The organism is Arthrobacter sp. P2b, from assembly GCF_900168295.1.
Taxonomy (GTDB): Bacteria; Actinomycetota; Actinomycetes; order Actinomycetales; family Micrococcaceae; genus Arthrobacter.
This window is the reverse complement of record NZ_FVZL01000002.1, coordinates 203,250-228,952: the sequence shown is the minus strand read 5'-3', so window position 1 is coordinate 228,952 and position 25,703 is coordinate 203,250. Positions and strand designations below refer to the sequence as shown.

General features: G+C 65.8%; 28 protein-coding genes and 1 pseudogene. 19 read left to right on the top strand and 10 right to left on the bottom strand.

What is annotated here, in order from left to right; translation table 11 throughout:
* The first annotated feature begins 15 nt into the window (after positions 1–15).
* Positions 16–732 (top strand): DUF2306 domain-containing protein, encoded by a 717-nt coding sequence (locus B5520_RS05630; protein ID WP_079596095.1) that lies wholly within the window; start codon positions 16–18, stop codon positions 730–732.
* Here B5520_RS05630 and B5520_RS05625 read toward each other — a convergent pair.
* The 3 genes from B5520_RS05625 to B5520_RS05615 are packed head-to-tail and all read right to left on the bottom strand — an operon-like array spanning position 635 to position 3,085.
* Positions 635–1,486, bottom strand: coding sequence for a TrmH family RNA methyltransferase (locus B5520_RS05625; protein WP_079596094.1), 852 nt, complete (start codon positions 1,484–1,486; stop codon positions 635–637). The two genes, B5520_RS05630 and B5520_RS05625, sit on opposite strands and share 98 nt — an antisense overlap.
* Positions 1,487–1,493: 7 nt before the next feature.
* Positions 1,494–2,279 carry a sulfite exporter TauE/SafE family protein gene (locus tag B5520_RS05620; RefSeq protein ID WP_079596093.1) on the bottom strand — a complete coding sequence of 262 codons (786 nt, stop codon included), beginning with the start codon at positions 2,277–2,279 and terminating at the stop codon, positions 1,494–1,496.
* Positions 2,280–2,299: 20 nt separating this feature from the next.
* The gene (locus tag B5520_RS05615) at positions 2,300–3,085 is read right to left on the bottom strand and encodes an ABC transporter ATP-binding protein (RefSeq protein WP_079596092.1); all 786 of its coding nucleotides are present in this window, start codon (positions 3,083–3,085) and stop codon (positions 2,300–2,302) included.
* A gap of 120 nt (positions 3,086–3,205) precedes the next feature.
* On the opposite strand from B5520_RS05615, the gene B5520_RS23155 reads away from it, so the two are divergent.
* Positions 3,206–3,337, top strand: a complete 132-nt coding sequence (locus B5520_RS23155) for a hypothetical protein (protein ID WP_303048424.1) — start codon at positions 3,206–3,208, stop codon at positions 3,335–3,337.
* 111 nt (positions 3,338–3,448) lie between these two features.
* Positions 3,449–4,342, top strand: a complete 894-nt coding sequence (gene serB, locus B5520_RS05610; protein ID WP_079596091.1) for a phosphoserine phosphatase SerB — start codon at positions 3,449–3,451, stop codon at positions 4,340–4,342.
* 88 nt (positions 4,343–4,430) lie between these two features.
* On the opposite strand, the gene B5520_RS05605 is transcribed toward serB, so the two are convergent.
* The gene (locus B5520_RS05605; RefSeq protein ID WP_079596090.1) at positions 4,431–5,195 is read right to left on the bottom strand and encodes an SDR family oxidoreductase; all 765 of its coding nucleotides are present in this window, start codon (positions 5,193–5,195) and stop codon (positions 4,431–4,433) included.
* A 155-nt stretch (positions 5,196–5,350) separates the two neighbouring features.
* Here B5520_RS05605 and B5520_RS05600 point away from each other — a divergent pair, with 155 nt between their 5' ends.
* On the top strand, positions 5,351–5,734 hold the full coding sequence (locus B5520_RS05600) for a DUF5655 domain-containing protein (RefSeq protein WP_079596089.1): 384 nt from the start codon (positions 5,351–5,353) through the stop codon (positions 5,732–5,734).
* A gap of 41 nt (positions 5,735–5,775) precedes the next feature.
* Here the strand turns inward: B5520_RS05600 and B5520_RS05595 are convergent, their stop codons facing one another.
* Positions 5,776–6,501 carry a beta-ketoacyl-ACP reductase gene (locus B5520_RS05595; RefSeq protein ID WP_079596088.1) on the bottom strand — a complete coding sequence of 242 codons (726 nt, stop codon included), beginning with the start codon at positions 6,499–6,501 and terminating at the stop codon, positions 5,776–5,778.
* A gap of 154 nt (positions 6,502–6,655) precedes the next feature.
* On the opposite strand from B5520_RS05595, the gene B5520_RS05590 reads away from it, so the two are divergent.
* From B5520_RS05590 to B5520_RS05575, 4 genes and pseudogenes are all read left to right on the top strand, one after another.
* On the top strand, positions 6,656–7,090 hold the full coding sequence (locus B5520_RS05590; RefSeq protein WP_079596087.1) for a DUF3099 domain-containing protein: 435 nt from the start codon (positions 6,656–6,658) through the stop codon (positions 7,088–7,090).
* The gene (locus B5520_RS05585) at positions 7,087–7,356 is read left to right on the top strand and encodes a hypothetical protein (protein WP_079596086.1); all 270 of its coding nucleotides are present in this window, start codon (positions 7,087–7,089) and stop codon (positions 7,354–7,356) included. The genes B5520_RS05590 and B5520_RS05585 overlap by 4 nt, the downstream gene beginning before the upstream one ends.
* Entirely contained in the window at positions 7,357–8,250 is an 894-nt protein-coding gene (locus B5520_RS05580; protein WP_079596085.1) for an SURF1 family cytochrome oxidase biogenesis protein, read from the top strand.
* 221 nt (positions 8,251–8,471) lie between these two features.
* Positions 8,472–8,693: pseudogene (locus B5520_RS05575) on the top strand (YbaK/EbsC family protein); the annotation flags it as partial.
* A gap of 154 nt (positions 8,694–8,847) precedes the next feature.
* On the opposite strand, the gene B5520_RS05570 reads toward B5520_RS05575, so the two are convergent.
* Positions 8,848–10,446, bottom strand: coding sequence for an ABC-F family ATP-binding cassette domain-containing protein (locus B5520_RS05570; protein WP_079596083.1), 1,599 nt, complete (start codon positions 10,444–10,446; stop codon positions 8,848–8,850).
* Between the two features lie 232 nt (positions 10,447–10,678).
* On the opposite strand from B5520_RS05570, the gene B5520_RS05565 reads away from it, so the two are divergent.
* The 4 genes from B5520_RS05565 (at position 10,679) to B5520_RS05550 (ending at position 16,534) form a co-directional block, all read left to right on the top strand.
* The gene (locus B5520_RS05565; RefSeq protein ID WP_079596082.1) at positions 10,679–12,574 is read left to right on the top strand and encodes a cytochrome c oxidase assembly protein; all 1,896 of its coding nucleotides are present in this window, start codon (positions 10,679–10,681) and stop codon (positions 12,572–12,574) included.
* Positions 12,575–12,695: 121 nt separating this feature from the next.
* Positions 12,696–13,430: a YcnI family copper-binding membrane protein gene (locus B5520_RS05560; RefSeq protein WP_079596081.1), complete on the top strand. Its 735-nt coding sequence runs from the start codon at positions 12,696–12,698 to the stop codon at positions 13,428–13,430.
* A 78-nt stretch (positions 13,431–13,508) separates the two neighbouring features.
* The gene (locus B5520_RS05555) at positions 13,509–14,192 is read left to right on the top strand and encodes a hypothetical protein (RefSeq protein WP_139386211.1); all 684 of its coding nucleotides are present in this window, start codon (positions 13,509–13,511) and stop codon (positions 14,190–14,192) included.
* Entirely contained in the window at positions 14,189–16,534 is a 2,346-nt protein-coding gene (locus tag B5520_RS05550; RefSeq protein WP_079596079.1) for a multicopper oxidase domain-containing protein, read from the top strand. Before B5520_RS05555 ends, B5520_RS05550 begins: the two co-directional genes overlap by 4 nt.
* Positions 16,535–16,585: 51 nt before the next feature.
* On the opposite strand, the gene B5520_RS05545 is transcribed toward B5520_RS05550, so the two are convergent.
* Positions 16,586–17,422: a hypothetical protein gene (locus B5520_RS05545; protein ID WP_079596078.1), complete on the bottom strand. Its 837-nt coding sequence runs from the start codon at positions 17,420–17,422 to the stop codon at positions 16,586–16,588.
* 115 nt (positions 17,423–17,537) lie between these two features.
* Here B5520_RS05545 and B5520_RS05540 point away from each other — a divergent pair, with 115 nt between their 5' ends.
* Positions 17,538–18,602: a spore photoproduct lyase family protein gene (locus tag B5520_RS05540; protein WP_079596077.1), complete on the top strand. Its 1,065-nt coding sequence runs from the start codon at positions 17,538–17,540 to the stop codon at positions 18,600–18,602.
* A gap of 106 nt (positions 18,603–18,708) precedes the next feature.
* Here B5520_RS05540 and B5520_RS05535 read toward each other — a convergent pair whose 3' ends face one another.
* Complete coding sequence (locus B5520_RS05535; RefSeq protein WP_079596076.1) at positions 18,709–19,245, bottom strand: hypothetical protein; 537 nt, start codon at positions 19,243–19,245, stop codon at positions 18,709–18,711.
* A 301-nt stretch (positions 19,246–19,546) separates the two neighbouring features.
* On the opposite strand from B5520_RS05535, the gene B5520_RS22335 reads away from it, so the two are divergent.
* From B5520_RS22335 to B5520_RS05510, 6 genes are all read left to right on the top strand, one after another.
* Complete coding sequence (locus tag B5520_RS22335; RefSeq protein ID WP_139386210.1) at positions 19,547–19,957, top strand: SHOCT domain-containing protein; 411 nt, start codon at positions 19,547–19,549, stop codon at positions 19,955–19,957.
* Between the two features lie 59 nt (positions 19,958–20,016).
* Positions 20,017–20,463 carry a VOC family protein gene (locus B5520_RS05530; protein WP_079596075.1) on the top strand — a complete coding sequence of 149 codons (447 nt, stop codon included), beginning with the start codon at positions 20,017–20,019 and terminating at the stop codon, positions 20,461–20,463.
* Positions 20,460–20,939 (top strand): hypothetical protein, encoded by a 480-nt coding sequence (locus B5520_RS05525; protein WP_254865481.1) that lies wholly within the window; start codon positions 20,460–20,462, stop codon positions 20,937–20,939. Before B5520_RS05530 ends, B5520_RS05525 begins: the two co-directional genes overlap by 4 nt.
* A gap of 153 nt (positions 20,940–21,092) precedes the next feature.
* Positions 21,093–21,734 (top strand): biotin transporter BioY, encoded by a 642-nt coding sequence (locus B5520_RS05520; protein WP_079596073.1) that lies wholly within the window; start codon positions 21,093–21,095, stop codon positions 21,732–21,734.
* Between the two features lie 8 nt (positions 21,735–21,742).
* On the top strand, positions 21,743–22,480 hold the full coding sequence (locus B5520_RS05515; RefSeq protein WP_079596072.1) for an energy-coupling factor ABC transporter ATP-binding protein: 738 nt from the start codon (positions 21,743–21,745) through the stop codon (positions 22,478–22,480).
* Positions 22,477–23,100: an energy-coupling factor transporter transmembrane component T family protein gene (locus tag B5520_RS05510; protein ID WP_079596071.1), complete on the top strand. Its 624-nt coding sequence runs from the start codon at positions 22,477–22,479 to the stop codon at positions 23,098–23,100. The genes B5520_RS05515 and B5520_RS05510 overlap by 4 nt, the downstream gene beginning before the upstream one ends.
* Positions 23,101–23,118: 18 nt before the next feature.
* Here the strand turns inward: B5520_RS05510 and B5520_RS05505 are convergent, their stop codons facing one another.
* Positions 23,119–24,306: a thiolase family protein gene (locus B5520_RS05505; protein ID WP_079596070.1), complete on the bottom strand. Its 1,188-nt coding sequence runs from the start codon at positions 24,304–24,306 to the stop codon at positions 23,119–23,121.
* Positions 24,296–25,702 (bottom strand): class I adenylate-forming enzyme family protein, encoded by a 1,407-nt coding sequence (locus B5520_RS05500; protein ID WP_079596069.1) that lies wholly within the window; start codon positions 25,700–25,702, stop codon positions 24,296–24,298. Before B5520_RS05500 ends, B5520_RS05505 begins: the two co-directional genes overlap by 11 nt.
* Position 25,703 lies beyond the last annotated feature (1 nt).

The following is a 25,703-nucleotide window of genomic DNA, read 5'->3' as shown; positions in this document are numbered from 1 at the left end:
GAAAGAAGACGAGACATGGCGACTCAATCGATAGCGACTCAGGCGCCGGCCCGGCGCAGGCAGGCAGGTTGGCTGGTACCGGCAGGCCTCATCTTTGTCAGCCTCATCCCCGTCATTTTCGGTTCCCTGCGCATGGCCGAGTTGACCGGGGGCGCTCCTGTTACGCCTGCCAATGCACGGTTCTTCGCCTCGCCCATACCCGTGATGGTGCACATACCCGCTGCCATTCTCTACAGCTTGCTGGGGGCGTTCCAGTTTGTCCCCGGCCTGCGCAGGGGACGCTCCGGCCGTACCGCCTGGCACCGGGCAGCCGGCGTTGTCCTGATACCCGCCGGCCTCCTGGTGGCCCTGTCCGGCCTGTGGATGGCCGCCTTCTACGACCTTCCACAGGGGGACGGCCCCGCACTTTTCATCCTGCGCCTGATCTTCGGAACCGCCATGCTTGCCAGCATCATCCTGGGGGTGAGGGCCCTCGCCAGGCGCAGGTATCAGCACCACGGGGCGTGGATGACCCGCGCCTACGCCATCGGGATCGCAGCCGGGACCCAGGCTCTCGTATCGATCCCGTGGATGGTGCTCGCAGGCCAGCCCGGCGAGGCAGGGCGGGCACTGCTCATGGGTGCCGGGTGGGTCATCAACGTGGCTGTGGCAGAGTATGCAATTCGGCGGCGGAGGCTTGGGGCCGCGCCCGCAGCTCCCAGAAGGCCACAGCAGATGCGGCAGCAACGTTGAGCGAATCCACGCCATTGCGCATGGGGATCTTGACGGCGAGGTCGACGGCGGCAAGTGTTTCGGCGCTCATGCCGGCACCTTCCGTGCCGAGCACCAGCGCCAGCTTGTCCGGGTTCCGGGCGGCAACCACATCCACGTCCTGGGCGTCCGCCGTCAGCTCCAGGGCGGCAACGGTGAAGCCGTGGTCCTTGAGTACCTGGAGGTCTGCCGGCCAGCTTTCGAGGCGTGCCCAGGGGACCTGGAAGACGGTGCCCATGCTGACCCGGACGCTGCGGCGGTACAGGGGGTCCCCGCAGCGGGGTGAGACCAGGACGGCGTCGATGTCCAGGGCGGCGGCGGACCGGAAGATGGCGCCCACGTTGGTGTGGTCCACGATGTCCTCCAGGACTGCCACCCGGCGCGCGCCCGCCAGCAGTTCGGGCAGCGGCACGGGGGCGGGGCGGTGCATGGCGGCCATGGCGCCGCGGTGCAGGTGGAAGCCGGTGATTTCCTCGAGCAGGGCTGCCTTCCCGATGAAAACCGGAACGTCGGGGTATGCCTGGAAGACGTCGTCGAGGTCTGCAAGCCATTTCTCGGCCAGGAAGAACGACCGCGGCTGGTGCCCGGCCGCCAGGGCACGGCGCAGGACCCGGGAGGATTCAGCGATGTACATGCCTTCGCGTGGTTCCCGGAGCTTCCGCAGGTGCACATCGGTCAGTGTGGTGTAGTCGCCCACCCGGGGATCATCGGCGGACTCTAGATAGTGGAACGTCACCGGGTGATTATTTCAGCAGGTTGGCGACCATCACGCCCAGGGCCACGATGCCAAGGGTGAAGATGACGGCCCGCAGGACCTTCGGGGAGAGCTTGCGCCCCACCTTGGAACCAACCAGGCCACCGATCGTGGAACTGACGGCGATCAGCAGGACCACCAGCCAGTTGATCCGGTCGAAGGCGAAGATCAGGTACGACACGGCCGCCACCATGTTGACGCCGAGCACCAGGATGTTCTTCATGGCGTTGGCATTCTGCATGGTCCCGGTCAGGAACACGCCCAGGATGCCCACCAGCAGGATGCCCTGGGCTGCCACGAAGTAGCCCCCGTACACGCCTGCGAGGTACACCAGCACCACAAGGAGCACGCCGTGGCTGCGGTCCCGGATGGCATGTTCCGGGTTCTCCTCGCGGCTGCGCACCCATGCCTGAAGCCTGGGCTGGAAGACCACCATCAGCAGGGCAAGCACCAGCAGGACGGGTGCCACATAGTGGAAGACCTGCTCGGGCAGGTGCAGCAGCAAGTAGGCGCCGGTGATTCCGCCGAGCAGTGAGGCCGGCAGCAGCTTCATCAGCTGGCGGCCCCGGCCTGCCAGCTCGCGCCGGTAACCCCACGCCCCGGCCGCCGTGCCGGCCACCAGCCCCATGGCGTTGCTCATGGAGGCCACCACCGGCGCGACGCCGAGGGCAATGAGTACGGGAAAGGTCACCAGCGTGCCGGAGCCGACCACTGCGTTGATGGTGCCGGCCCACAGGCCCGCGAAAAAGACCAGGATGCTGCTAAGGATCTCCACTGCTGGCGGTGAACCCTGCCTTAGCGGCGGGCGGTGGCGGAGTAACGGCCGGAGTTTTCCGTCACATCCAGGGCGAGGCCGAAAGTGGCGCTGAGGTGCTCATCGGTGAGGACTTCGGTGATGGGTCCGGCGGCCACCACGCCGCCGTCGCGCAACAGCATGGCGTGGGTGAAGCCCGGCGGAACTTCCTCAAGGTGATGGGTCACCAGGACCATGGCCGGCGCTGCCTCGTCGCTGGCCAGTTCGCCCAGCTTGTGGACCAGTTCTTCGCGGCCGCCCAGGTCAAGGCCGGCAGCGGGCTCATCCAGCAGCAGCAGTTCGGGGTCCGTCATGAGGGCACGGGCGATCTGGACACGCTTCCGCTCCCCCTCGGACAGGGTGGCAAAGGTCCTGTTCAGCAGGGGACCCATCCCCCAGTCGTTCAGCAGGCGGAAGGCGCGGCGCTCGTCGTCGCGCTCGTAACCTTCCCGCCAGCGGCCGGTGACGCCGTAGGCCGCGGTGACAACGACGTTGAGGACATTCTCATGCTCAGGGATTTGGGTGGCGAGGGCTGCCGATGACAGGCCGATGCGGGGGCGGAGTTCAAAGACGTCCACGCGGCCCAAGGTTTCGTCGAGGATGCCGGCCGTGCCGCTGCTCGGGTGGAGGCGTGCTGCTGCGATCTGGAGGAGGGTGGTTTTGCCGGCTCCGTTGGGGCCCAGGATGACCCAGCGTTCGCCTTCATTGACCTGCCAGTCAACCTTGTCCAACAGGGTCTTTTTGCCGCGGACAACGCTGACGGCATCCAATTCCAGAACATCACTCATAGGAGTAGACACTAGGACAAAAAACATGGCGACTGATAACTGATGTGACCAGCCCGACTACGCACATTCAAGCCCACAAAACTGTAGGTGGTCCCGGAGGCCGCACCTGGAGTGTTGGCTATGGCTATCGCACGCTTCCCTGTCGTTGTCCTTGACTGCCCGGACCCCAAAATCCTGGCCGAGTTCTACGGCACCCTGCTCGACTGGAGTTCACGAATACCAGCCGGGCACCACGTTCCGTGTGTTCCTTGATCCGGCCGGCCACCCGTTCTGCCTCTGCCTGAGCTGATGTAGCGGACATCGGTTCCCTGCCGGCGGGACGCAATTCAAGGGGCCCGGGCCCCACTGGATAAGATTGAAGGCATGACTTCGAACGTGACTGCGGTCAGCTATGGCCAAAATATGACTCCAAACGGGCTGGAGCAGCTGCGTTCCGTCCTCGCCGCCCACGGCGCGGTTGTGCAGTCAGAGGACTCCCTGGGCGATGACCGCTACGGGGTGCACGTCGCCGGACTGGACCTTCCGGATGCCACCGCCGCCGGCCTCGCCGTACTGCGGCGGGCCATTGCGGACAGGGCCATCGATGGCCTGGACACCGCGCTGGTTCCGGCCGGGCTCCGTGCCGCGGAGCGCAAACTGCTCATCATGGACGTCGACTCCACCCTCATCCAGCAGGAGGTCATCGAGCTCCTTGCGGCATACGCCGGCAAGCGCGAGGAGGTGGCAGCCGTCACGGAAGCCGCCATGCGCGGGGAACTGGATTTCACCCAGAGCCTGCACGCCCGGGCGGCGGTGCTCGCTGGGCTGCCCGCCGACGTCGTCAATAACGTCCGCGCTGAAGTGAAACTGAGCCTGGGGGCCGCGGAGCTGGTTGCGGCATTCAAGAAGGCCGGCCATGTGGTGGCCGTCGTCTCCGGCGGATTCAACCAGATCCTCGAGCCCATTGCCGCTGACCTTGGCCTGGACTACTGGCAGGCCAATGAGCTGGAAATCGTTGACGGCGCACTGACCGGCAAGGTGCTGGGCGCCGTGGTGGACCGTGCAGCCAAAGAGAAGTTCCTGCGGGAATGGGCCGCCGCGGAAGGCATTGCCCTGGAGCACACCATTGCCGTTGGCGACGGGGCCAACGACCTGGACATGCTCGGCGCCGCAGGCATCGGCATCGCCTTCAATGCCAAGCCTGCCGTACGGGCCGTGGCGGATGCCGCCGTCAACATGCCCTACCTCGACGCCGTCAAGTACGTCGCCGGCGTCTAACGTCTAGCGACTTAACCGCGAAATGACAGTTCGCGGCAGTGTCCCGAAGGAACATTGCCGCGAACTGTCATTTCGTTGTGCGAAGAGTCTAGCTGGCGGGCTGGCCGGAGCCCTTGCCGAAGTAGTCGGCTCCACCGGCGTACTCGGTGTGGCCGGATTCCACGTCGGCGGTCACCATGCCGGCCACCACCTGGGCGAATTCCTCCACTGAGTACAGTTTCCCGGCCTCGGCACGGCGGGCCTCGATGGCTCCGGGGGTGGAGCGGTCCAGCAGCGTGGCGGTGACGGTGCCCTCGATCATGTCGCCGGACACAACCACCAGGGAGATGCCCTTCTCGGCCAGTGCGGGAATGAGATCGCGGAGTGCGTCCTCACCGGCGCGCTTGCTGCGGGCCACCGGCTCGTAGGCAGGCATGGTGGGGACGGTGTTGATGAAGTGCGCCTGGTGGCTGGTGACGAAGACCACCCGTGAGCCCTCCTTCATCAGGGGCACCGCGGCGTTGAGCATGTTGACCTGGGCGTCGCGGTTCAGCTTGAGTGCGTAGTCCTCGCCCATGCCGGTTTCCATGCCGCCGGAGGCGTTCAGGACCAGGATGTCCAGGGAACCGAAGTTTTCCATCGCGGCGGAGGCCAGGGCCTGCACGCCTTCCTGGGTGGTGAGGTCTGCGCCCACGGCGACGGCGCGGCCGCCGTCGGCCTCGATGCCCTGCACTACCTTGTTGGCGCGCGGCGCCTTCTGGCGGTAGTTGACCACGACGGCGGCGCCCTGGCCGGCGAGGATTTTGGCCACGTCAGCGCCGATGCCGCGCGATGATCCAGTGACGATGGCGGTCTTGTTGTCCAGCAGTCCCATAGGGGCTCCTTTTGTTCGAAACGTCTAAGTCGGAGTTGGTCTGCAGTCCATCATGCCAGCGGCCGGTGCTGATTCCGTTGTCTGACCTCCACAAAGAAGGCGATGCCAGCTAGTTTGACGGTGCTGCACACCTTGACCCGGCGTAGGCTCCCCGTATGGCACAGCAGCGGCCGGCCAGTGCGGAGTCCACGCCGGAACAGGTCTTCAGCAATTCACCTGAGAGACTGCGCATCTATGAGGCGGTAGGGCGGGCTCTAAGCGGCGCCGTCCCGGCCACGGTGCATACCACCATTAGCCAGGTGGCTTTCCGGAACCGGCGCGGATTCGCCTATGTCTGGAATCCGCGCCGACATCTTAAAACCGATGTTCCGGCCGTGCTGTCCATTGTCCTCCCCCGCCGTCTGGAGTCTTCCCGGTTTAAGGAAATAGTCCATCCATCCCCAGGCGTCTGGATGCATCACCTGGAACTGCGCACCGTCGAGGACATTGACGACGAAGTGGCAGGCTGGCTGGAAGAGGCGTTCGCGGCGGCGGGGTGAGCATGTGCCGTCCGCGTGCGTCCGCCGGTGCAGGTTGTGCCTTAGTGCCCCATGCCCAGGCCGCCGTCCACCGGGATGACGGCGCCGGAAATGTAGGCGGCTTCGTCGCTGGAGATCCAGCGGACCACGTTGGCAACTTCCGAGGCCTCGGCAAAGCGGCCGGCCGGGATGCTGGTGAGGTAGTCCTTCTGCGTGGCTTCGGGGAGTTCTGCGGTCATGTCCGTGTTGATGAAGCCCGGTGCCACCACGTTGGCGGTGATGCCGCGGGAACCGAGTTCGCGTGTCAGGGAACGGGCGATGCCCACCAGGCCCGCCTTCGAGGCGGAGTAGTTGATCTGTCCGGGCGCACCGTACAGGCCGGAGACCGAGGAAATGAGGACAACACGGCCCTTGCGGAGCCGGATCATGCCCTTGGAGGCCCGCTTGATGACCCTGAAGGCACCGGTCAGGTTCGTGTCGATGACGGAGGTGAAGTCGTCTTCGCTCATGCGCAGCAGCAGTGTGTCCTTGGTGATGCCGGCGTTCGCCACCAGGACCTCGACCGGGCCGTGGGCAGCCTCAACCTCTTTGAAGGCCGCGTCCACGGAGGCCTCGTCGGTGACGTCGGCCTTGACGCCCAGGATTCCTTCGGGCAGTTTCGACTCGCTGCGGTAAGTCACCGCCACCTTGTCCCCATTGGCCAGGAAAGCCTCAGCGATGGCCAGGCCGATGCCGCGGTTGCCGCCCGTGATCAGGACGCTGCGGGGGGCGGAAACTGCTTCAGTCATTTAGAGGCTCCGGAATTCTGCGGCATGCTGCGCCGCGGTAGCAAAGGGTGTGATTTGACTGCCTCCGATCTTAGCGCCCGCTTTGGCCCGGGTTTGGGTGCCACTGCCGATGGTGAGAGAATTGATGCAAGCCTTTGGAGCGTGATAAACCACCGTGACCCTTGAAAACCATGCGGGACAATCCGCGCCTAAAGAACCCGGGCGGTTCTCCGGCGATTCGGAGGTTCACAGCATTACGGATGCCGCGGGAGCCCATTCTGAGGACATGCGTAAGCGCATGATCAAGTACGCGCTGGCGATGGGCATCCGCATGGTCTGCCTGATCCTCATCTTCGTGGTGGACGGCTGGTTCAAGATCCTCATGGTTGCCGGAGCGGTCTTCCTCCCATGGATTGCGGTGGTCATCGCCAACGGCAACGATAAGGCGGAGGCACACAGCGACCTGTTGCTGGATTCCGCGCCGCTGGCCGAGATAGAGAGCCCGCCCCAACCCTCGGCTGCCGAGAGGCCCGGCGACGAGGTCCTGCAGGGCGAGTTGATTAACGACGACGACGAGACCGGCCCCGGGGAGGAGCGGAAGGCATCATGAGCATCTTTGATTTCGCTGCAGGGTCTGAGTTGTCCTTTGCGGAGGCCGCCGCCGTCTGTTCACGCAAGGCCTGCCGGTCCGGCGCCTCCTGGCAGCTCCTCTGGAACAATCCCAAGATCCACACCCCCGAGCGCCGCAAGATCTGGCTTGCCTGCGCAGAGCACCGGGACTGGCTGGAGGATTACCTGCAGACCCGCGGGCTTTGGAAGGAAACCCTCCCGCTGGATGCCGGCTCCCCGGCTGGCCTTTTGGAGCAGGACCGCTGAATGTACCGTTTCCTCTTTTCCAGCAAGTGGCTGGGTTACCTCCTGCTGGCTGCCATCTTTGCCACCGCCTGCGTCTTCCTGGGCCGCTGGCAGATGGACCGCCGCGCTGAAACGCTCGCGGAGATCAACCGCGTGGTGACCAACTACTCCGCAGCCCCCGTTCCCTTTGCTGAAGTCCGGGACCAGTTCATGGAGCTGGACCCTGCGAAGGAGTGGACCCAGGTGGAACTGAGGGGCACCTACGACGTGGCGGGCCAGCGGATTGTCCGCAACCGTCCGCTGAACGGCCAGCCCGGCTATGAGGTGGTTGTCCCCTTCCGCCTGGCGTCCGGTGAAACGGTAGTGATTGACCGCGGGTGGCTGCCCATCGGCAACAAGAACCCGGGAAGCCCGGATTCGGTGCCGGAACCGCCGGCAGGTGAGGTGACCGCCGTCGTGCGCCTGAAGCACCCGGAACCTGAACTGCAGCGCGGCGCGCCCGAAGGCCAGCTGGCGTCCATCGACCTCACTGCGTACTCGGCACAGCTCGGGTATCCCCTGCTCACCGGCGCCTACGGCCAGCTCGCGTCGGAGACACCGCCGGCAGCCCAGATGCCGGCGGCCTTCCCGAAGCCGTCCACCGAGGAGGGCACGCACCTGTCCTACTCCCTGCAGTGGTTCGCCTTCGGTGTCCTGATGTTCGTCGGCTTCGGCTACGCGGCCCGCCAGCAGGCCCGCAACGCGGCGATCGACGCCGAAGATGAGGCTGAAGGCATGGACGGGTCGCTGGATTCGGGCAGCCCCGTTCACTCCGCTGCCGCGGCAGCCCGCCGTCGTGCACCGCTCCCGCGCAAGCGAAAGCATCCGACCGCCGAAGAAGAGGAAGACGCCCTCCTCGACGCCCAGGGCTACTGACGGTCTCCCGCTCCGCCGTTAGGTGCGTCCGCGTACGTGGTTCCGTTCGCTCCGCAACGCGAGTGATTTCCCGCGTGCTGGCTCGTTCCTCGCCTTTGACGCACGCTACATAAATCACCCACGCTGCTGCGCTTGTGCCTAAGTGCGCAATGCGCCAGGGCCGACGGGAGGGGCGCCGACAGGCAGCAGGCTGTCCGGTCGCGGAGGATTGAGAACAAGAGATCCGACGGGCCTCCCCAGACTTCGTCCTGAAGCACACCGGCCAGCATGTAGGCGGAGTGGCCCCGGTTGGCCACCCCGAAAAGATCAGGACGCTCCTGGACGAGTCGCTCCAGAAGCACAACCTCCTCTGGGCAGGAGCAGGCGACCACAACTCAATGTTCAGCATCACCTACAAAGAGCTGCAAAGAATCACCGAAGCAAAGGAACTGCCCGTCCGCTGACAACTGAACCACGCTGACCGGTGACGAACCCACAAGCGAGGTAGTGCGGGTGATTTATGTAGCGTGCGTCAAAGGCGAGGGACGAGCCAGCACGCGGGAAATCGCGCGCGCTGCGGAGCGAAGGCGACCACGGCGCACCAACAGGGAAGAAGGCTTAAGCCAGGGTTATCAGGTCTAGGTAGTCTTCGTTCCAGTGGTCTTCGACGCCGTCGGGCAGCAGGACAACGCGCTCGGGGTTGAGTGCTTCGACCGCCCCTTCGTCGTGGCTGACCAGGACGACGGCGCCGCTGTAGTTCTTGAGGGCGCCAAGGATTTCGGCGCGGCTGGCGGGGTCGAGGTTGTTGGTGGGCTCGTCGAGGAGGAGCACATTCGCGCTGGACGCGACGATGGTGGCCAGGGCAAGGCGGGTTTTTTCGCCGCCGGAGAGGACGCCGGCGGGCTTGTCCACGTCGTCGCCGGAAAACAGGAATGAACCGAGGATGCCGCGGACTTCGGCGTCCTTCATGTCGGGGGCAGCGGAACGCATGTTTTCCAACACGGTGCGGTCGACGTCGAGCGTTTCGTGTTCCTGGGCGTAGTAGCCCACCTTGAGGCCGTGGCCGGCAATAACGTCACCGGTGTCCGGCTGGTCCACGCCCGCGAGCATCCGCAGGAGGGTGGTTTTGCCGGCGCCGTTGAGGCCGAGGATGACCACCTTGGAGCCGCGGTCGATGGCCAGGTCCACATCGGTGAAGATCTCGAGCGAACCGTAGGACTTGCTGAGGCCTTCCGCGGTGAGCGGGGTTTTGCCGCAGGGTGACGGGTCCGGGAACCTCAGGGCGGCCACGCGGTCCTGCTCGCGCACGGCTTCAAGTCCGCTGAGCAGGCGTTCTGCACGCTTGGCCATGTTCTGCGCTGCGACGGCCTTGGTGGCTTTGGCACGCATCTTGTTGGCCTGGTCAAACAGGACCTGGGCCTTCTTTTCGGCGTTCGCGCGTTCCCGCTTGCGGGCACGTTCGTCGGTTTCGCGCTGGGTGAGGTAGCGCTTCCAGTCCATGTTGTAGAAGTCGATCTGCGCACGGTTGGCGTCGAGCAGGAAGACCTTGTTCACGGTGGCTTCGAGAAGCTCAGTATCGTGGCTGATCACGATCAGGCCGCCCTGGTGGTTCTTCAGGAAGTCCCGCAGCCAGGCGATGGAATCGGCGTCGAGGTGGTTGGTGGGCTCGTCGAGGAGCATGGTCTCTGCATCCGAATACAGGATGCGCGCCAGCTCCACACGGCGGCGCTGGCCACCGGAGAGGGTCTTGAGCGGCTGGTTCAGCAACCGGTCCGGCAGTGCAAGGTTGGAGCAGATGGCTGCAGCCTCGGCCTCGGCAGCGTATCCGCCCGCTGCCAAGAACTCGGACTCGAGCCGGTCATAGCGGTTCATCGCCTTGCGCTGGACGGCGGGATCGTCGCTCGCCATTTCGTCGTGCGCGGTCCGGAGTTTGCCGACGGCGATGTCCAGGCCCCGGACGGACAGGATGCGGTCCCGTGCGAGCTGCTCCATGTCAGGGGTGCGGGGATCCTGCGGCAGGTAGCCGATTTCGCCGGTGCGGGTCACTTTGCCGGCGGCCGGCAGGCCTTCCCCGGCAAGGACGCGCGTAAGGGTAGTCTTGCCCGCGCCGTTACGGCCGACGAGCCCGATCTTGTCTCCCTTGTCGATGCGGAAGCTCACCTGGTCCATCAGGAGCCGGGCGCCGGCACGCAGTTCAAGATCCTGAACAGTAATCACAGCAGGTAAAGCCTTTCACAGCAGGGATAAGCCGCGGCCCGGATCGTCTGCGGTGGGCGTGGGCGGCAATGGCCGGAGAACGGCCCATCCAAGTCTACCGTCCAGGCCAAGCATGGAGAACCGCGGGTGGGATGCCAAGGAATTCCCAAGTGGCGCACGCGAAGCTGGCACAACATCAGGCGGCGTTGCTGCGCCACCAGGATAAGGGCCGGAGGGCCGCGGAAGGGGCGCGATGTCGCTGAAGATGCAGGCAGTGGCCGGGACAGCGCTGCTGGTGGCAGGGATGCTGTCGCTGGCGTGGGCCTACAATTACGGCGGCGGCGCGGACCCGGGGCCCTTGGACAGGGCAGGATTGGCCGTGACCTGGGGACTGCCCGCCGCGAAGCTTCTGTGCAACCTCGCCAGTGCCGGCACTATCGGTGCCCTCGTGCTCGCGGCGTGTGCCCTCCCCCGCGGCGGAGCCGCCTACTTAAAGGCTCTTCGATGGGCAGGATGGTCGGCGGCTGTCTGGGCCGCGGGAGCCTGCATCCATACCTCGGCGAGTTTCCTGTTCATGGCCAACAGGAGCCCTGCAGCCGGGTTTGATGAGGCATTCCTGACGTTCCTGACCGGGATCGATGCCGGCCGGTCCGGCACTCTGACCATCCTCATAGCAACAGCTGTGGCTATCTCTTGCTCCCGGCTGCGGGGCCCCCGCATGCTTGCACTCACCACCGTTACAGCCTTCGCTGGCCTGTTGCCCCTGGTCATGACATCCCACGCCGCCGGCAGCACCGACCATGCGGACAGTACCACCGCGCTGTTCGTGCATTCGGCCACAGCGGCCGTCTGGCTCGGCGGCCTGCTGGCCCTGATGGTGCTGCGGCCTGTGCTGCCGCCCGGCCAGCTGGGCGCGACGGTACGCCGGTACTCGACGTTGGCGTTGGTGTGCTTCATAGCCCTTGCGGTCTCGGGATATATGGGCGCCCTGGCAACAATCAGCACGATCGAAGCCGTGTTCAGCCCCTATGGCGCAATCGTCCTTGCAAAGGCCGCTGTGCTCATCATCCTCGGGGTATTCGGGGCGTTCCACCGCCGTTGGTCGATCAACCGGCTGGAGATTGCACCGGAACGGGGCGGCCGCCTCTTCGCCGCCCTCGCCGTTGCCGAGCTCGCCGTAATGGGGATCGCTTCCGGGATGGCCGCGGCGCTTGCCCGGACGGAACCGCCGCCAGCCGCCACATCCGGGGAGCCGGGCCCCGTGCTTCCCGAGCCCGGGCTGTGGGAATATCTGTCCGGCTGGGCCCCCGATCCGTTGTGGAGCCTGGTCTGCGGGTTCGCCGTCGTGATCTATCTGGCGGGCATACGGCGGCTCCACACAACCGGCCGGTCCTGGCCCGTACATCGCACCCTGCTGTGGTTGGCGGGAGTGGCGGTCCTGTTCATCGTCACCAACGGCGGCGTGCATGCCTATCAGGGCTACCTGTTCAACGCCCACGTGCTGACACAGATGTTGCTCACTGCCATCGTGCCGCTGCTGCTCGTCCCGGCCGCCCCGCTGACCCTGGCCACCCTGACCGTCCTCGCCAGAACTGACGGCAGCGCCGGGGCTAAGGAGTTCCTGGAACGGACCGTGCAGCCGGTCCTCGCAGCACTGACGAGGGATCCATTTCTCGCAGTTCCCCTTCTCGCGGCGTCCCTCTTCGCCATCTACTACACCCCCTTACTCGACTGGGCGGCCACCGGACAAATCGGCTACAGCGCCATGAGCCTGCTTGCCCTGGTGACCGGCTGCCTGGCCACCGCCGCACTCACAGGGAACCAGGATCCGGGCACCGGCGGCGCCCCGGGCAGGCGGCTGCCTGTCCTGGCGGGAATAGTCGGACTCTACGCATTCTGCGGATGGAGGTTGATGGAGCAGGCTCCGTCCATGGAATTGCCCTGGTCCACCTCTGCAGGCCGGCCGTGGGGGCAGTCGCCCGCGGCTGCCGCAGAATTGGCGGGCCCCGCAATGTGGTCCATCGCAGCCCTGATGCTGGGCATTCTCACCGTGATGATCATCTTCCGCCGTGAACCGGGCCCCGGGGATCCGCGCGCCGGAACTGCGAACAGTCATGCCCGTAGCCTGCGTGAGGATGTGGCAGCGTAGCGCTCCCGATGGCGGAGCGGACAGCGGTTCAACCCGGGCGTCCGCACTTGCTATTCACAAGGTATTTCCGGGGTCATCCCCGCATGCTGTGTTTTGTCGCCCACCTGTAAAAGGACTCTCCATGACAACCAGACCCCCTCGTTCGTTGCGAGCAGCCACCATCGGGGCAGCCACGGCAGCCTTTCTGACGGTTGGCCTCGATGCCGCGTCCGCCCACGTGTCGGTGACCCCGGAAGGTACCGACGAAGGCGGGTACACCCAGTTGACCTTCAAGGTTCCCAGCGAATCCAAGACCGCCACAACCACCACCGTCAAGGTGGATCTGCCCACGGCAACACCGTTCACGTCGGTCCGCGTGAAGCCCGTCCCGGGTTGGACCGCCCACATCGCCAAAGGCACGTTGCCGCAGCCGGTAACCGTGGACGGGGCCACCGTCACCGAAGCGCCCCTGTCCGTAACCTGGACGGCCAACGACGTGCAGAGCCAGCTGACCGAGGACCAGTACCAGACCTTCTCGTTGTCTGTGGGGCGGCTTCCGAAGGCCGGTACTGCTGTGTTGCTGCCCGCGGCGCAGACCTACTCTGACGGCAGCGTCCGGAACTGGGACGATCCGGTGGTCGAAGGCCAAGGCGAGCCCCAGGACCCCGCCCCGGTCTTCACCACCACCGCTGCCTCGACCACCCAGCATGGCCACGCCTCAGCACCCGCGGCGGAAACCGCCGTCGTGCCCGCTGCCTCGGTAACCACCGGCGCATCTGTCCCGGCGCTTACCTGGGTGGCCTTCGCGGCAGGACTGTTCGGGCTGGCCGCGGGAGTTGCTGCCCTCCTCCGCGCCGGCAGGATCAGGAAGGGCTAAGCGGCGGCAGGACCTCCAAGGTTTCCGCAGGTGGCTGCCAGCACGATGAGCCTAATCCGCAACAACATGGGAGGCGAGATGAATTCTCATGCAAGCCAATTTTCCAATCGATGCCTCAACCGCCGCCAGTTCGGACTGGTGCTCGGTGGCGGCGCTTTCCTGCTGCTGGCCGGGGGCAGCTACGGCGTTGTGGGACGAAGCCCGCAGACCACAACCACGAGTGTGGCCACGGTTTTTGGTTCCCTCACCATCGTTCGGGCCGGACGCCTCGCCCGCCTGGATGCCCAGGGCCAACCGGCTTTCCGGACCCTGGCGGCGGCTGCTTCACACATGAACGCCGGCAGGGGCACCGGAGGCAGCACGCAGGTCCGGCGGGCCAGCACTAGAGAAGAGCTCCGCCTCGATAGACACGGCCACGATGACTGGACGCCGGCCGCCCCGGCGGGGCCGGAACCAGTAAACCTCACCTGGTCCGACGTCGTCCTGGTCGAAGTGCAGCTCCGGAATGCCGGGCCGGTACCAGTGCTATTCAGCCCGGGGCAGCTGCGGCTGAAGCTGCGTCCCTCAGGGACAACAGTCACTCCACGCGACTCTGACCGCAACCCCGGCCCCATAGCACCGCACGCATCGGAGCACATTCTGATCAGCTACCTTGCCCCACGCGATGCCTTCGAGCTGGAGCTGGACTACTCGGACGAGCAACGGGACGTAACTTACCAGCTGGCCCTGCCGCCGATGGCCGCCGAAGAGGTGCGGTCATGAACATCCTGGACGTCCACATCAATGAAGGCTATGTCCCGATGGTGGACGGCTCCCTGGTCTACCACCGGGGCTTCGGCGAGCGCCCCACCACGGTGACCGACACCAGCCCGTCGCTGTGGATGAGCCCACGGGTCTTCACCGCGGACGGACAACTGGTGGCCAGCCGGACGTATCCTCTGGACGCCCCGACGCCGCCGCACGGCAGGCCCGCGGCCCTGCAGACCGACCCGGACAATCCCGGAGAGTACCTGGCCAGGAAGGAATACTGGGCCAGCTATTTTCCGGACCGTACCCTCATCGCCGAGACAGGCAGCACCGTCCGGATAAGAGTGCATAACCACCTTCCACAACCGCACGAACTCCGGTTCCATACCGCCGGTCCCGCCGAACAGGACGAAACGACGGGCCCTGTTGCTCCGGGGACATCGGCTCTCCTTGAGTTCGAAGCACCACCGCCCGGGACCTATGTGTTCACGGACCCGGGAAACGCATCCGTGGAACGGACCCTCGGCCTCTACGGTGCGCTTGTGGTGATAAACCCGTCCAGCGCCTGGCAGCTTTTCCCGGGCGGGACCGAGTTCGAACGGCAATGGCTGTGGTTGTGCCACGACGTGGATCCGAACTGGGCCCGCATCGCTTCCCGCGGCGAAACGGTCAATCCCGCTTCAACCCCGGCCGTACCCCGCTACTTCACCCTCAACGGTTACGCAGGCTTCCAGTCGCTGGCGGTCACCACAGATGAGGAATTCAATGAGCGCCGGGAGCAGGACACGCTCCCCTCCGGCCACCCGCGCGAAACGGATGTTCGGAACTTCAGCGCCTCGCCAAGCCCCGGCGCCGTGCGGACCGGCCAGTTGATGAGGATGGTCAACGCCGGCATCGTGGACCACCAGCTGCACTACCACGGCAATCACGTCTGGACAGTGCGCGCCAATGGCGAAGACTTCCCCCGCAGTGGCGGGCGGGTCAGTCCGGACGGGGACGTGCTCCTGCAACACTGGGAGGACACAGTACAGCTCGAACCGATGGACCGAAAGGAGTCGCTGCTTCCCGTCCGGCGTCCACCCGAGGTGGTGGACCAGGTGTGGAACGCCCGCAGTGGCGACTGGAAGTATCCGATGCACTGCCACGCGGAGCCCTCGCAGACGGCGGCCGGCGGGCTGTACCCCGGCGGCCTCGTGGCGGACTGGGTCCTGGCAGCGGGCACGATTCCTGAGCCAGGGCTTCCGGGCACCGTGGCAGGCGGTCATCACCTGTACCGGAGCCAGGTGGAGTTCGCCTCGGACCAGCCTCATGAAGGAAGCCCGGAAACTCAGTTCCGCCAGCGCCCGGACGTCAGCATGGTGTTCGATTTCTTCAACAGGAAACTGAAGGTGCCCAACGGCCCTGAAATCGAGTTTTGGAGTTTCGAGGACGAGAGGTCCGGCCGCGGGCTTCCCGGGCCGCTGTTGCGGCTGACGGAGGGGCAACTGTTCCACGGCACGGTGGAACCCAGCAAGAGGGTCCACACCATCCACTGGCACGGCATCGAACCCGACCCCCGGAACGACGGCGTAGGCCACACCTCATTCGAAGTCACCGGGGAGTACACCTACCAGTGGAGGCCTGAGGTCGGCGTCCCCGGCAACCCCAACCGCGGTTCTGCTGGAACCTACTTCTACCACTGCCACGTCAACACCCCCATGCACGTACAAATGGGTATGTTCGGGCCCATCATCGTCGATCCGCAGGTCAGTTCCACTGCCCCGCCCCCCAAGGGAACCCGCCGCCACTCAACTGACGGCCCGCTGTACGACATCGCCACCGAGACATTGATCGCCCCCTATTCGATTGACCCGCGCTGGCACGAACTGAACCACGCGGCCGGTCTGTCCGGGGACGACGCAGGCCTCAACCGCTTCGAGCCAAAACACTTCGTTCTCCTGGGCGGCACGGTACCCACCCGGCCCAGGGGGGACAGGATATGGGCCATCAGCGCGATGCGCGCCAATGTGGTCAGGGACGGCATCGCTCCCACGCTGGTCCGCATGGTGAATGTCGACTACTTCCCCACCCGTACCCGGTTCCTCGATGCGGCCGGCCAACCGGCCGAGATTGCCGAACTGATCTCGCACGATGGCCGTCCCTTCTGGAATACCCCCGACCCGGACGGACCGGCCGTTCAGCCCTCCCAGGTCGGCCAGCCGCTGGTCACCAGCATCCTCAAATCCGGCGCAGCCGAAAAGTTCGATTTCCTGCTGCGCCCACCGGCGGCGGGCCGGTACACCATCGCGGTCGACTTCCTGCACTGGATCACAGGCCAGGTCCTGGCGACACGCACGGTGGCCGTCACCGCGTATTAGGGGTCCGCATGGAACGGCGGGCCCCCGAACGGCGCAACGGTTGCGGCGTGCTCAGGCAGCGGCGCGCGGCAGGACGAGCATGTAGCCGGTGGGCAGGTCGCTGCTCCAGCGCCGTGGCTCGCGGACCACGAACTGCATGGCCAACTGCTCGGGCGTGAGCAGGCTGTTGGGCTCGGGCGACGGACCCCACCGCTCGCTGCCGTGCGGGTAAAGCGGATCCAGGACGCGGATGCCGGTGACCGGGAACTCCGGGAACCGGGCGGGATCGCCAAGGGACTCGAACCCGCTCATCACCCATGCGTGGCGGCCGCTCCACATGACCAGCCCCACCGGCCGTCCGGTCTCCGTGATGGCGCGCGCCGCCGTCTGCAGCGCATCCTCATAGTCAGGAACGCTGACGACCGTGTATGGCCCCATTCCAGCCTCGGTCAGCACCTGCGCCCAGCCGAGCGGGTTGGCGCCGTTGAACGAGTTGTTCGACCGTGCCCGCGCCATCTCCCACAGGACTCCCTGCTGGGTGGAATCGGTCCAGGTGCCGCCCCCGGTGTCATCGATGAGGTTGTGCGCCATCTGGATGCTCGCCGCTACACACCAGTCGAAGGTGTACTGCGGCACGAAGTCCCCCTCCTGGTACAGGTTGAGGGCGAATGGCTGGGGTACGGGGGCGGGCGCCGGGACCTCGGGCGGGGCAGAAGCCGGGGCGGGGGTGGGAGTAGACGAGGGGGCCGGCTGAGGGGCGACGACGTCTCCCGCGGCCTGCGGGGCCGAAGAGGCCGGGACGGGTTGTTCAGTGACGGCGTCGAGATGGCCGACGGCGGGTGTGCAGCCCGCGAGGAAGGCCGCCAGGGCCATAACCCAGGCAAGAAGACGGAGACGGGCGCCGTTCATGATCGCTCCAGTCTAGCGCGGCGGGAATGACCCGGGCAGGGGATGATGGCCGCCACAGCACATGCCGTGGGCTTAACTGCCCGCGCCATCCTTGCCGCCTTGGGAGAATGGAACCGTGGAATTCAACCGGCTGCTGCAAATCCGCCGCATCTACGCGCAGCCCGCTGCCCTGGAGCTGCCCCGCGGCAAGGAGGTCGTGGAACGCTGGCCGGACGCCGACGTCGTGCTTGTCGACAACCACTGGAACATCCCCGAGCTGCACGGGGATGAAACGAACGTGCCGCGCTGGTCCCGCATCAAGACCGAGGCGCTGGTCCTCGGCGTCAAGAAGGCGCTGACCGTCAAGCCGAACGGCCGGTCCGCGGACTTCATTGCCCCCTCCACCGCAAACGGCTGCGCCATGGCCTGCGCCTACTGCTACGTGCCCCGGCACAAGGGGTACAGCAACCCGGTAACCGTGTTTGCCAACATCGGCCAGATTGCCGGCGCCCTTGAACGGCACGCGACCCGCCAGGGCATGAAGCTGGAGCCCAACCAGTGCGACCCGGAACTCTGGGTCTACGACATCGGCGAAAACAGCGACTGCTCCGTCGACGCGCTGATCAGCGACAACGTGGAGGACCTCGTTACGCTTTTCCGCGACCTGCCCACCGCCAAGCTGTCCTTTGCCACCAAGTACGTGAACCCGGCGATGCTCGGCTGGGACCACGGCGGCCACACCAGGATCCGCTTTTCGCTCATGCCCGCGGCTTTAGCCAAATCGATTGACGTCCGGACCTCGCCGGTGGCTGAACGCATGGCTGCGATCAACGACTTTGTGGATGCCGGGTACGAGGTGCACGTCAACTTCTCCCCCGTCATCATCACCGACACCTGGCTGCGCGACTGGGAGGAGTTGCTACGCCAGCTTGATGCCACCCTGACAGCCGCAGCCAAGGCCCAACTCGCGGCAGAAGTCATCTTCCTGACGCACAACGAGCGGCTCCATGAGGTCAACCTGGGGTGGCATCCGCAGGCCGAGAACGTGCTGTGGCGCCCGGACCTGCAGGAATCGAAGGTCTCGTCCAACGGCTTCAGCAACGTCCGCTACCGTTCAGGAACCAAGGGCCGCTACGTGCGTCAACTGACCGCGCTGATTGAGGACATCGCGCCCTACTGCCGCATCCGTTACGCGTTCTGAGGCACGCGGAGACGCTCCTGCACGCGACGTGCAGGAGCGTCCGTCCGGTGATTACAGGGTGCGCGTTGGCGTTGAGCAGTGCACAGGCCCGACCACCACCAGGGGATTACTTCGGGCAGCGCAAGTCCGGGTTGTAGGCTGCGAACATGCCGCTCGGGTTGTCCCTCCAAATCCATGCGTGGAGCGCCCAGGACCCCTCGAACGGTCCGGTTTCGAATTTGACGCCGGCAATCGAAGGTTGATGGGCCGCCGTCGATATGAACTCAACGGCTACCAGCTTGTACCGCCCGTACTTATTGGGCATGTACACGAGAACCTCAGGCTTTCGGGCCTGGGTCTTGTCATCGATCAGGTCATTCTTCGCGTAGTGGAAGCCCATGGCTCCCACACCACGATCTTCGATGCATTTGGTTATTTCCTCATAACCGTCCGCCTTGGCGTTCTCCAGCCAGCGATATTCGTCGGTGACGTGGCGCAGGACATTGACCAGCCGGCGCTGATCGTCATTGTTCCGCCAGTCGTCGCTGTGGTCCGAGCCTCCGTGCCCTGACCCTCCATGGGCGAGCGCGGTCCCGGGAGCCAGTCCCATGGCAAGCGCTGCTGCGGCCACCATCGACAGGAGTCCCGTCCTGGTGCGTTTCATTCTTGATCTTCTACCCCTCTGAGACCGATATCGTTTCTACAAGGGATGCGAAGCGTGAAAAGGCATATTCCACCTTCGCCAGGATGCCGGCAGATTTCCCCGGGAACTGCCGGCGAATGAGCCACTCGGGCGCGTTTATCGTCCATCGAGGTGAGCGGCGTAACCAGTATGCTCCTGCTCAAAAACGCGGCGCTACGCTACGGGCGGGTAGTAGGGGGGAACAGTTTCTGGACCGCCCCTTTAGAGGAGGCTCTTGGAAAACGGGGTGTTCCCTTGCGAGGGGCGGGTCTATCCTTCACACATGAACGAGCACACGGCTCCGACTGAGACCGGCGGGTTTTTCTTTGAGTTCAGAGGGAAGCACCCCCTCCGTGAGACAGCAGGATGGGTATCCGGTGTCGGATTGGCTGGTGCCGGGATGGCAATAGCGGTCATCGGAACCGCCTCACATTCCCACATATCCATGCCCCTGGGAATTGCGGTGGCAGTTCTCGGTGCAATCCTGCTCGTTTTGTACGCGGTGACCAGGAGCACGACAAAGCCAGCGCCCGTTTCTTCCGTCGCAGGAAAGCATCGTGTGAAGAACGCAGGCAGAGCAGCCGCGAAGGAATCCTTAGCAGCTGATCTTGTCGTCATAGCGAACCTCTATTCCCAGGGTGCTCTCACCGCGGAAGAATTTGCAGCGGCCAAGCGCCGAATACTTGGTATCTGACCCGCCCCTCGTTCCTCCGCCTCTGGAGCTGGCCGGTCCGCCTTGGTAGCTTTCAACGCATGGCCATCAAACTGGAGAACGTCGGTATCGCCGTTCGCGACCTCGAAGCAGCAATCGCCTTTTTCACCGATCTCGGTCTTACCGTGGTGGGCCGTGACACGGTCAGCGGGGAGTGGACCGACACTGCTGTGGGACTTGACGGGAACCATGCCAAGATTGCGATGCTCCAGACCCCGGACGGCCACGGCCGGCTTGAGCTCTTCGAATACATCCACCCCGAAGCGATCGAGTCGAACCCGACCCGGCCCAACGACATCGGCATGCACCGCGTGGCCTTCTCGGTCGACGATATCGACGAGGCACTTAAGGTAGCAGCGAAGCACGGATGCCATCCGCTGCGCGGGGTGGCGACCTACAAAGACATCTACAAGCTCACGTACCTCCGCGGCCCCAGCGGAATCCTCGTGATGCTCGCCGAGGAACTGAACAAAGACTCCGGTACATGAAGCTCGCTGACGGATATTCCGCGCTGCTGCTTGGTGTTGTTCTGGTAGTCACCGCAGGTGCCTGCAACTCGTCGCCGCGTGAGGAACCACCCAGCGGTCAGCAGCCGCCTTGCTTCCCGCCTGCCTATTCGGTGAGTCCAACAATTGCTAAACCAGGGGCGGCAGTGACAGTCGCAGCACCCGCGGCGGACTGTAACCCCCAATATGGCTCCAATGCCCAGGTCCAAGTAAGCGTCACCGACCACAGTGGCGTTGAAGTCATCAGTGCAAGGGCGCCAATGACTGAAGCCGGGGAGTTCACGTTTACCTTCACTGTGCCTGAAGAGTCAGCGGTTGGAGAAGCGATCGTCACCGCAATGCCGCACCATATCGACTGGTGCGATGACACCGGCAAAAACAACCGTGCAACAGGAATTCCACAACTTGAGCTTGTCTCCTGCGCAACGCCAATGGAGACATTCACCATCACGCGCTAGGAGGGATGCATGGAGTTCGTGAAACTCAGTTAGTACCCAGCCATCAAAGCCACGGACCGGCCTTAGTAGGCCCCCTACAAAATGGCCCCACAGCGGCGCCGGTAACGTCGGCAGTACACTAGATTCCGCTTGTACAACCCCGACAGGACCGCCATGAGCAACACTGACACAGCCGTCAAAAGCACCTCAAACAAAAAGCGCCGCTGGAACGCCACAGACCTCGGGCTCATCGCCGTCTTCGCGGCCCTGGTGGCGGGATCGGCGCTGGTGCCCGGACTCGCCGTCAACGGCTTCGGCGTCCCCATCACCTTCCAGACCCTGGCCGTGATGCTCACCGGCCTGGTGCTCGGCCCTGGAAGGGGCTTCGCCGCCGTCGGCCTCTACGTCCTCCTCGGCCTCGCCGGGCTGCCCATCTTCAGCCAGGGCCGCAGCGGCCTGGGCATCCTGGCCGGACCCTCGGCCGGTTACATCCTCGCGTTCCCCATCGCCGCCCTTGTTGTGGGCTGGCTGGCCACCGTGGTCATCCGCCGGACCACCAAAGCCCGTGCGCTGTGGCTGTTCCTTTCGGCCACCGTTACCAGCGTGGTGGTGGTGCACTCGCTGGGCATCGCCGGCATCGCGCTCAACACCAAGGCGACACTCGGCCAGGCATTCCTGAGCGACGTGGTCTTCTACCCCGGCGACATCATCAAAAACATCCTCGCGGCCGTCATCGCCGTTGCCCTGCACCGCGCATTCCCGGACATCCTGGTGCGCCGGGTCAAGCGCAGCGTTCCCCAGCCTGCCAACGCCTAGGATCCACCATGCCCGACGTGACGTTTGACCAGGTAGCGGTAGCTGTTCCGCTGGACCACCGGCCGGAACCCAAGGTCCTCCTGGAAGATGTGACCCTGCAGCTCACGGAGCAGCGCGTGGGAGTCATTGGCGCCAACGGATCCGGGAAGTCCACGCTGCTGCGCCTGGTCAACGGCCTCATCCAGCCCACGGCGGGCACGGTAGCGGTCGACGGCGACGATACAGTCCGTGCCGTCCGCAAAGTCCGCCGGAGCGTCGGCTTTGTCTTCACCGATCCCCTCTCCCAGCTGGTCATGCCCACCGGGCGGGAGGACGTGGAGCTGTCGCTCCGCCGCTCCGTCAAAAATGGAACCGAGCGGCGCAGGCTCGCCGAAGCGGCCCTGGACCGGCTCGGGCTGCTGCACCTGGCCGACCAAAGCATCTACGAACTGTCCGGCGGCGAACGCCAGCTGATGGCGCTCGCCGCCGTACTGGCGGTGGATCCCGCGGTGCTGGTCCTGGACGAACCGTCCACCCTGCTGGACCTGCGCAACCGCGAACTCCTGCGCAGGACCCTGGCCGGCCTTGACCAGCAGATCATCATGTCCACCCACGACCTCGAACTCGCCCTGGAAATGGACCGCGTGCTGGTCATCGAACAAGGGAAAGTAGCCTTTGACGGCGCCGCCGCAGATGCCGTGAACGCCTACCGCGCGCTCTGCTCGGAAAGCCTGGACAACCTGCAAGCGCGGGGACCACAACGATGAGGGGCCACGGCTTCCTGCTGGCCAACTACGTCCCGGGAGATTCCCTGGTCCACCGGTCGCCGCTGGCAGTGAAATTCCTGCTGGTCTTCGCCTGCGGCCTTGCGTCCTTCGCCATCGTGGACTGGCGCATTTCGCTGCTGGTGCTCGCCGGCCTCTGCGGCCTGTTCCTGCTGACGGGGGCCGGCCTGAAGAGGCTGTGGGGCGCCGTCCGCCCGCTCGCCGCGGTCCTGCTGGTGATCGGGCTGTTCCAGTGGTGGCAGCTGGGTGCACCCACCGCGGCCCGGATCGTCCTGAACATCCTCGTCTGCGTCGTTGCCGCGTCCCTGCTCACCGCGACCACCCCCGTGCAGCAGCTCCTGGACGGCGTGGTCAAGGCGGCAGGCCCTTTCACGAGGTTCGGCGCGGATCCGGAACGCTTCGCGTTGACCATCGGGATCATGCTCCGCAGCATCCCTTACATCGCCGGGACCTTCGCGGACGTCCGGGATTCCGCCCGGGCCCGCGGCCTCGAACGCAATCCGCGTGCACTGGTCCTGCCGGTGTTTATCACCTCGGTGGCCTTTGCCCGCCAGACCGGCGAGGCGCTCGCCGCCCGCGGCCTGGGCGAAGCGGAGGACTGAACCTCCGCCTGCAGGGAATCAGCCGTTGTTGAGGTGCTGGTACCGGAACAATGCCGCCGTACCCATCCCGCCGGCACTGCTGATCATGGCCAGCGCCAGGGCGCCCGGAGCGTCCGCCCGGCGCGCCTGGGCCAGCAGCCGGGTGACCAGGACGGCGCCGGAAGCACCGTAGGCATGGCCCAGGGCCAGCGCCCCGCCGTCGAGGTTCGCCCGTTCCCCGTCGATGCCCAGCTCGTCAAGGCAGGCAAGCGTCTGGGACGCGAACGCCTCATTGAACTCCACCAGGTCCAGCTGGTCCGCGGTCACACCTGCGCGGTCAAGAACGTCGCGCGCCGCGCTGGCGGCACCCACCCCGAGGACCTCCGGGTGCACGCCGGCCGTCCCGGTGCCCAGCACCAGCAGCCCGTCGTCTGCCCCCAGTTCCTGCGCACGCTGGACAGACGTAATAACGACGGCGGATGCGGCGTCCGCGTCGAAGCATGAGTTTCCGGCGGTGACAGTCCCCCCGTCGACGAAGACGGGCGGGAAACGCGCCATCACGGCGGCGGTCAGGCCGCGCCGGGGCCCGTCGTCCGCTGCAACGGTCCCGGTACCGGTGCCCAGCGGCACAATTTCGCCGTCGAAATACCCGGCCTGGGCCGCTGCAAGTGCCCTTCGATGGCTCGCCAGCGCGAAGGCGTCCTGGCGCTCCCGGCCCACGCCAAACTTCTGCGCAACTGTTTCCGCGGCCTCCCCCATGTCCGGATCACCGAAGCTGGCCGGCACGAACTGGGCGCGCCGGTAGAACTCCGGCCCGCCGTCGCCGTTCCGGTGGGCGCGCAGCGGCGCGGTACTCGTACTCTCCACTCCCCCGGCCAGATACAGGGGATTCCCGCCGGCTGCGACGAGCCGGGCCGCCAGGACCACCGCGTCCAGGCCTGAGCCGCACTGGCGGTCCACCGTCATTCCGGGCACGCTGACCGGCAGGCCCGCCTCCAGCAGCGCCAGCCGGGCCACGTTGCCGCCGCCGCCCACTGCGTTCCCCATCACCACGTCAGCGACAGCGCCGGGTTCAACCCCGGAGGAAGTCACCAGTTCCCGCAACACCGGAGCCAGAAGCTCGTGGGCGCGCAGCGTTCCCAGAGGGCCGTTGATCCGGCACACGGGGGTCCGCCGGGCCGCGATGATGACGGGCTGCCGCTCCGGGGGCAGGATCTCAGGCGCCAAGGTTCCGGACTCTGGGGTCGCGGGTATCAATCCATTCCAGCAGCAGGTTCCGGCTGACCTTGCCCCGGTCCGTGATGGGCAGTTCGGTGAGGACGTAGTACTGCAGCGGGCGCTTGTCCCTGGCCAGGATGTCCTCAAGCCCCGCCCGCAGCTGCATTGCCGTGATCCCCCCGTGGGCAGGGACAACGCCGGCCACCACCCGCTGGCCGCGGAGGTCGTCCGGCATGCCCGCGGCGACGGCGGCCGCCACCCCGGGCACCGCCGCGAGGGCAAGCTCAACCTCGTGCGGATAGACGTTCTTGCCGGAGGTGAGGATCATGTCGGCGCGCCGCCCCAGGATATGCAGCTCCCCCGCGTCGAGGTAACCCTGGTCCCCCACGGTGAACCAGCCGTTGAAGGACCTCAGGGCCTGGCCGTCGTCGCCCCACAGGTAGCCGTTGCTGACCAGGGCGCTGCGTACGCAGATGTTGCCCGATTCCCCGTCCGGAAGGGGCGTCCCGGCGTCGTCGAGGATCCGCACGTCCACGCCGGGAAAGGGACGGCCAATGCCGGTCCCGCCCACAGCCGGTACGTGGCCGGCTGGCAGCCCGGCACCGGAGACGAAGCTCAGCTCGGAGGCGCCGTAATACTCGAAGATGGTGGCGTTGGGGGCCCAGCGGCGGGCGGCTTCGAGGGTCCGCGCATCCAGTTTGGAGCCGGCGCTGATGATGGTCCGCACGCCGGACGCGTCAACGCAGCCGGTCAGGCCGCGCTCGCTGAGCATCCGCAACATGGTGGGAACCAGCACCAGCCGGGTGACGCGGTCGTGGGTGATCGCGGCGTGGACATCTCCCACGTCGAAACTTTGCAGGGTCTGGAACTCGGACCCGGCGTAGAGGCACTCGGCCAGCGCGTAGAGGTTCAGGCTGGCCGCCAGCGGGCCGGGGGCCAGGGTGACGTCATCCTGGCGCAGGCCGAAGAATTCGATCGACGCCTCGAAGGACTGCTGCCAGGAACGGCGGGACCGGGTGAAGGCCTTGGGCACCGACGTGGTGCCCGAGGTCAGGCCGATGAGGAACGTGCTCTCCGGCGGCCCGTCGGCAAGGGCGTCATCCGGGGCCACTGCGGCGGGAAGCGCCGACCCTTCCACGCGGCGGATGATGTTTTCCCGCAACTGGCGGGGCCAGGCCGGATCAAGGACTGCGCATTGGCGCCCTCCGGCAACCGCGGCAGCGAGCTTCACGGCGAAACCTGTGGAGTTGGCCTCGCAGAGGGGCGTAATCGACTTCGTGTCCGCAACCAGATCAGCAGCTGAATCGCGGAGCTCTGCCCAGGAAAGGCGGCGGCCAGCGACCACCACGGCGGTGTGGTGCGGCCGTTCGTCCGCCCAGCGCTGGATTCTGTTGAGGAAAGGCATC